The following is a 5,669-nucleotide window of genomic DNA, read 5'->3' as shown; positions in this document are numbered from 1 at the left end:
CTAGTTCTTTTTTTAATTCTTCATACGTTTCAACGATTATTGCAAATTCAAGATTTCCCACCGTCGCTTCCAATAATTCATCCGGATCTAACTTAAGCGTTTCTCCATATTTCCCACGCTCAATCATATTTATAGTGTTTATGAGATGACTTGTTTCCATGTCCTTGATTTTTATTGTTGTCCCATCTCTCATAGTCCATAAAGGTTCGTAATTATTCATAGTTTTCTCCCACTAAATTGCTAGCTTGCTGTAGTTAATATTATTCCTTGCTATTTCTGTCATTAGTTCTAACACCGCTTCTTTTACTTCTTCATCTTCCATAATTTCTATATCTTTAACAGTTTCCATTGTTATTTCTTTTCTGTGATTTCCTTTTAAAATATTATTTAATTGCCATTTGTTCACCTTTCAATATCCCCCTTATTTCATCAAGATACGATTGAAATTTAAATGTATATAGTAGTATTTCTTCATCTTGTTTTTCTAATAAAAGTCCTGTTTCTTTATCAAAATGAGTTTCAATTTTTACCAGTTCCCCGTAATATCTGTTTTTAATTACTGAAATATAACCATTTATCCCACTAGCTACTTTTTCTTCACCATATTCTCTTGTAACTGCAATTATGTTATCCGCCTTATTGTAAATATCGCTACTACCGCTTATTTGTTCCATTTCTAAATCTTCGCCTTTTTGATAAGTTTTGTTCGGATGTAAGACTAAAACTATATGTGTATTGTAGTTTTTTGATATGTCACATAATCTTTGAGTGAAGTCTGCTTGTTGTTCGTATTTCTCTGCTGCGGATACTGATAAAATACTCATTAAGTTATCTATTACTACTAAATCATATTTGTTGTATTTGATTTCTGTTTCAATCATTGCTGTAAGTTCATCTAAAGTCTTTAATTTACTTTCACCTTTGTTGAACATATATAATTTATCTTTATGCCATTCTTGTAATGCTGCTAAAACATCTGCTTTTGGCTCTTTGAAATATTTTTTATTTATTTTTATAGTGTCATAGTATTGATTATTCCTACCTATCACCGTTTTATACAGATCGTTAATTAGCATGTCTGCATCATTTTCGCCATTCATTAAATAAACCTTGTTATTTTTATCTATTGCATTTGCTATTACTTGTTTGATAAATGTTGTCTTTCCTCCGTTGCTTCTGCCTGTGATTAACGTTAATCTTCGAGGTTCAAGGTCATTTATTGCATTGTCTATTGTCTTAATGCCCGTTGGTACATATCTGCCATAGTTGTCTGATATCCCCATGTAAGGCTGTATTTCTAAATCTCTTCGACCTTCTATTTTAAATCTTGCAGACTCTATTATTTTCTTAACTTTTTCTTTTCCATATCTGTAATATTCATCGTTAATATCATTAAGTTGATATATTTTTTTATCAATTAATTTTGCTTTTCTTCCAAGTATTTTTGTAGCATCTTTATCCATTTTTGTACCTGCTTCATCGTTATCAGATACAATTATTATGTTTTTAAATTTAGATAAAAATTCTTTTGCCTGTTCAAATATTGTTTTTATTGAATTAGCGCCAGCACCGATTGACACCACATTTCTATAACCGCATTGATAAATTACCATTGCATCAAATTCACCTTCACAAACTATCAGTTCTTCGCCTGGTACTACCAATTGACTGCCAAACAAATAAGGCTTTGACCTCTTAATATTTGTCATCTTTGGTCCTGTAAAGTCCTTTTTAGGCTGTCTTAGTTTGTATCCAACTATGGTGTCATATTTGTAGTATGGGAATGCTATTTGTCCCTTGTAAGTTCCGAGGTTAAAGGCTTTTATGGTATCTTCGTTAATCCCTCTAACTTTTACATAATCAATACATTCTTGATTGATTTCTTCTACTTTTTTAACTTCTGAATAAAAAGAACTTCTGCTACTTTCAACTTGTTTTATGTCTCCGAGTATTTCTTCAACAGTGTAGTTAAGATAGTCTTTGTAATAGCTATAAATATCTATTTTGTGGTTACATCCAAAACAATAGAATTGCAGTGCGTTTTTATCCCAACTCATTGAAGGATCTCGGTCGTTATTTCTATGAGCAAAGCCATTAGGACATTTGTATTTAGTTCCTTTTTTCTCCATACCTAATCCATTAGCTATTATTTGCTCTGCACTTTGACCATATTCACTTTTTAATTCTTGTATTTTAGCTGTAATTTCATTCATTACAAGTACCCCGTATTCACATATTTAAGTTTTACGACTTTTTTAGGTTCTTCTTTTTCTTCTACCAAATAATCTTCATAACCCGAGTTAAACCATGTAGAACCATTTTTATATCTAAGCTCTTTAAATCCTTCTTTTCTTTGCTTTTCTACATCAGCAATATATTTTTTTAGAGCAATAGTCATTTTTTCAATACCTATTTTTTCTATTGCTTCTTTTGATTTTTTAGATACTTGGTTTTTACCTTTCTTTTCCGGATACAATGACCATAATTTTTCAAATACCTCATATGTTTTGGTAGAAGAATTTTTTTCAGAAGCACTATATATATTATTCTTATAGTTCTTATCATTCTTGTTAGTTGTGGGGTCTTTGTTAAGTCTTTGTGAAGTCTTTGTTATATCCCTTGTTGTTTCACTTGTTAAGTCTGTGTTGTTATCTATGTTGCTTTCTTTGTTATCATCGTTATTGCGCTTTTGATATAACTCCCAATTCACAACCTTTATCAAGGTATTTTTGTTTGTTGTTCTCTTTGTTATAAACTGATACTTTTCTAATTTGTCTAGTGTGTTACGCACTATGTTAATTTTCAGACCAGTCAAGGAGCAAAGCGAACTCAAGCTAGTGATGAATTCGCCACTATCTGCAACATATTCTTTGCCCTTATAAACCCACTTTTTAGGTTCATGATTTGCTCGTAAAAGAATGGTAATCATTACTACTTTTTGATTTGCATTACAATCTTTCCAAAGAGGATTATCTAATAATTTTCTATGCAATTTTATCCATCCATCACTACTCATAGCTAATCCTTTCTATTGTTTCTTTTGACAATCCATGCAGAGTGGTTTGCCATATTTTTTCTCGCTAAATGTTTTAACTGCTTGATTTATTCCTACTCCACACTCACTACACTTAAATGCAGTTTGGTTATTGCTAGCTACTTTTTTATTGCTTGTTGTAATAGCCTGTTTTCTGCTCGTATCGGCCTTTGAATGCTCTTTTCCATGTGTATTTAATCCATCACTATCTTTTGCATCATCCAATGCATATAAGCCTGCTAAAGCGTATTTTCTAGCATAACTAGAGGCAGAACCTGTTGTTTGCGATTCATCCATTTTAGGCTTAATCTCTGGTTCTCTCGCTAAAGCTGATGTAATTATCATTTCTTCCATTTGTTCATTATTAAATAAACTAATAGTTGATTTAATATAAAATCTTTCATCAATTTTCACTACATCATCATTAATTATTTGTGTTAATTTGTGTTCTAATAGAAGAGGCTTGACAGCCTCTAATATATCTTCACAACTTCTATAATTATAATTTCCGAACGCATTAAACTGGTTCTTTGGAGCTTTTAATTCGTTTTGTATTTGAGTTAATTTTTCATATATATTCATACTGCACCTCTACTCAACTTTTATGTTTATACTATCTTCTCTTTTAAGCACTGTTACACCGTCTACAATCAGCCCTGTTTCTTCATCTACTAACTGATTTCCATTTATCTCAAAAGTCTTTTTAGTAGCTGTTTTGTCGACTTCTTTCTTAATTCTTACTAGCTCTGCATGCTCATTAGCCTCTGCCCATGTAATGAATTTCTCTACATCATATTCGTACTTCGGCTGTTGTTTCCTGCTAGTAACTTTTCCGTGTGGTGTTGATATTTTGAATTTTGGATCTACTTGCTTTTGTTCTATGAAATACTCTGTTAGCAGTCCTTCAAAAAACGCTTTGCTGTCTTCTGTTTTCTTAAGTTCATCTTCTTTCCATGCATTAATTCTTTCTATTTCGTTCTTGGCTAATTCGTTTATTTCTTCTTCCTGAACTTTTATTGCTGCTAATTTTCTAAATGCCCAGTTACAACTGTCTAAACTAGTTATTTTATATCTTTGTTTTAATTCTTCTTCTGATGTTTCTTTTATTTCGCTATCTATATCATTTTCTTCGTTATCTATGTCAAATTCTAAAATTTCAAGTCTTTCCATAATTATTCTCCTAAGATGTTTAACAATTTATCTTTATCTTTTATTAGATTTTCAGCCACAAAGTACAAATCTTCTATCATCCCGTTGTATCCATACCAACGATGCAGTAATTTCGCTACGTCTTTTTTCATTAATAAATTTCGTTCGTGTTCTACCGCTTCTTCTTTATCTTTAAAGACTTTTCCGTCTATAGTTTCATATGCTTCTTTTAAAATTTCCATTATAATCCTCCAAAATTGTGTTATAATGTACTTGAGTCGTACACTCATATACATTTATGATTAAGTCTTTAGCTGCAGCAACAGCTAAAGGCTTTTTTCTTTCTATAATAATTTCCATATTGTTTTCACTACCATTCCACCGACTGCAGTTAGTCCTGCTACCATTACTATTGCTGTTAGTCCATAAAACATCGCCCAATTTACAAATCTTTTATATTGCCTTAACGGTCGTTTATTTCTTCTTTTAAATTCATCTAGTCTCTGCATAATGTCCTCCTAATGTCCTAAATTTCCTTATTCATTCCTCCTGATTTGTTATATTTTCCGTATTATTCATCACTGGTTTGTAGCTTGGCAGTAACGTATAATTGTCGTAGTAAGATAAAGTTTACATATCGTTTTGTTTACACAACATCAAAGTCAAAAAAAATTTTATTTGCTGGTATTCCAGTAGCCATTACTAATGCTTTTATTGTTTCGCTTTTTACGCTATCTTTCCCTCGTTCTATTTGATTGATAGTGTAACGAGATAAATTAGCTTTTTCTGCTAGTTCTCCTTGGGTTAATCCGAGTTCTTCTCGGATTTCCTTAAGACGATTTTTCATTTTAAACCTCCTCTCTTGTGGTGTTGTTTATATTTTACAATATTATTTTATAGATGTCAAGCATAAATAACAGTTTTTTTATTGTTTTTATGTAAGCTATGATTTATAATATAAATAAGACTAAAAAATAAAGTAAAGGAGGTTGTTTAGATGAAACTTGAGGTTTATAAAAATCCAGAATTTGATTCTATCCGCACTGCCCTTGTTAATGAACAAATCTATTTTGTAGGCAAAGATGTAGCTGAAAGTCTAGGTTATTCAAATACAAAGGATGCTCTTTCAACTCATGTTGATACGGAAGATAAGACAATACTTCAAAGGTCGGAAAACACGACCTTTGCTATTCCAAATAGAGGTCTGACAATAATTAATGAATATTTTTTAAATATATTAATTAGAATTCGTAGGTTTAGGGAAAGGGTAAAAATATTTATGAATATTATTCGCTACTATATATAGTATGCCTACATATAGTGGTTGCCATATATTGTAGATCTGTTAAAATATTTATGGGGTGATAAAATGAATGTAATTAAAAGAGATGGAAATATTGTAGAATTTAATAAAAATAAAATAGTATCTGCTATAAAAAAAGCAATGAACAGTAGTACTGGAGTTTATGAAGAAAATCTAGCTGAA

Annotated in this window: 11 protein-coding genes; 2 read left to right on the top strand and 9 right to left on the bottom strand. The window is 30.9% G+C overall.

Annotation, left to right across the window (positions count from 1 at the left end):
• From WAO56_RS03185 to WAO56_RS03145, 9 genes are all read right to left on the bottom strand, one after another.
• The coding region (locus tag WAO56_RS03185; RefSeq protein WP_422146262.1) for a hypothetical protein at nt 1-220 on the bottom strand (220 nt) is incomplete at its 3' end.
• A gap of 12 nt (nt 221-232) precedes the next feature.
• On the bottom strand, nt 233-406 hold the full coding sequence (locus WAO56_RS03180) for a hypothetical protein (RefSeq protein WP_422146261.1): 174 nt from the start codon (nt 404-406) through the stop codon (nt 233-235).
• A complete protein-coding gene (locus tag WAO56_RS03175; RefSeq protein WP_422146260.1) occupies nt 384-2,213 on the bottom strand; it encodes a DnaB-like helicase C-terminal domain-containing protein in 1,830 nt (609 codons plus the stop codon). The genes WAO56_RS03180 and WAO56_RS03175 overlap by 23 nt, the downstream gene beginning before the upstream one ends.
• The gene (locus tag WAO56_RS03170; protein ID WP_422146259.1) at nt 2,213-3,016 is read right to left on the bottom strand and encodes a hypothetical protein; all 804 of its coding nucleotides are present in this window, start codon (nt 3,014-3,016) and stop codon (nt 2,213-2,215) included. The genes WAO56_RS03175 and WAO56_RS03170 overlap by 1 nt, the downstream gene beginning before the upstream one ends.
• Before the next feature lie 12 nt (nt 3,017-3,028).
• Nucleotides 3,029-3,616, bottom strand: a complete 588-nt coding sequence (locus tag WAO56_RS03165; protein ID WP_422146258.1) for an ERF family protein — start codon at nt 3,614-3,616, stop codon at nt 3,029-3,031.
• 9 nt (nt 3,617-3,625) lie between these two features.
• Nucleotides 3,626-4,204 carry a host-nuclease inhibitor Gam family protein gene (locus WAO56_RS03160; protein WP_422146257.1) on the bottom strand — a complete coding sequence of 193 codons (579 nt, stop codon included), beginning with the start codon at nt 4,202-4,204 and terminating at the stop codon, nt 3,626-3,628.
• 2 nt (nt 4,205-4,206) lie between these two features.
• Nucleotides 4,207-4,425, bottom strand: a complete 219-nt coding sequence (locus tag WAO56_RS03155) for a hypothetical protein (RefSeq protein WP_422146256.1) — start codon at nt 4,423-4,425, stop codon at nt 4,207-4,209.
• A gap of 102 nt (nt 4,426-4,527) precedes the next feature.
• Nucleotides 4,528-4,692, bottom strand: coding sequence for a hypothetical protein (locus WAO56_RS03150; protein ID WP_422146255.1), 165 nt, complete (start codon nt 4,690-4,692; stop codon nt 4,528-4,530).
• Nucleotides 4,693-4,829: 137 nt separating this feature from the next.
• Entirely contained in the window at nt 4,830-5,030 is a 201-nt protein-coding gene (locus WAO56_RS03145; RefSeq protein WP_422146254.1) for a helix-turn-helix transcriptional regulator, read from the bottom strand.
• Between the two features lie 150 nt (nt 5,031-5,180).
• On the opposite strand from WAO56_RS03145, the gene WAO56_RS03140 reads away from it, so the two are divergent.
• Both WAO56_RS03140 and WAO56_RS03135 read left to right on the top strand, forming a co-directional pair.
• The gene (locus WAO56_RS03140) at nt 5,181-5,489 is read left to right on the top strand and encodes a BRO family protein (protein ID WP_422146253.1); all 309 of its coding nucleotides are present in this window, start codon (nt 5,181-5,183) and stop codon (nt 5,487-5,489) included.
• Nucleotides 5,490-5,552: 63 nt separating this feature from the next.
• On the top strand, nt 5,553-5,669 hold a 117-nt coding region (locus WAO56_RS03135), incomplete at its 3' end, for an ATP cone domain-containing protein (RefSeq protein WP_422142970.1).

Origin of the sequence: Miniphocaeibacter sp., assembly GCF_049276255.1 — a bacterium.
Lineage (GTDB): Bacteria > Bacillota > Clostridia > Tissierellales > Peptoniphilaceae > Miniphocaeibacter.
The sequence above is the reverse complement of the archived record's forward strand: the minus strand, read 5'-3'. Positions and strand labels throughout refer to the sequence as shown.

Excerpts from the sequence above, each read along its gene's own strand:
- WAO56_RS03170 (WP_422146259.1), bottom strand. The coding sequence starts at position 3,016 with ATGAGTAGTGATGGATGGATAAAATTGCATAGAAAATTATTAGATAAT.
- WAO56_RS03155 (WP_422146256.1), bottom strand. The coding sequence starts at position 4,425 with ATGGAAATTTTAAAAGAAGCATATGAAACTATAGACGGAAAAGTCTTT.
- WAO56_RS03165 (WP_422146258.1), bottom strand. The coding sequence starts at position 3,616 with ATGAATATATATGAAAAATTAACTCAAATACAAAACGAATTAAAAGCT.
- WAO56_RS03160 (WP_422146257.1), bottom strand. The coding sequence starts at position 4,204 with ATGGAAAGACTTGAAATTTTAGAATTTGACATAGATAACGAAGAAAAT.
- WAO56_RS03145 (WP_422146254.1), bottom strand. The coding sequence starts at position 5,030 with ATGAAAAATCGTCTTAAGGAAATCCGAGAAGAACTCGGATTAACCCAA.
- WAO56_RS03140 (WP_422146253.1), top strand. The coding sequence starts at position 5,181 with ATGAAACTTGAGGTTTATAAAAATCCAGAATTTGATTCTATCCGCACT.
- WAO56_RS03175 (WP_422146260.1), bottom strand. The coding sequence starts at position 2,213 with ATGAATGAAATTACAGCTAAAATACAAGAATTAAAAAGTGAATATGGT.
- WAO56_RS03150 (WP_422146255.1), bottom strand. The coding sequence starts at position 4,692 with ATGCAGAGACTAGATGAATTTAAAAGAAGAAATAAACGACCGTTAAGG.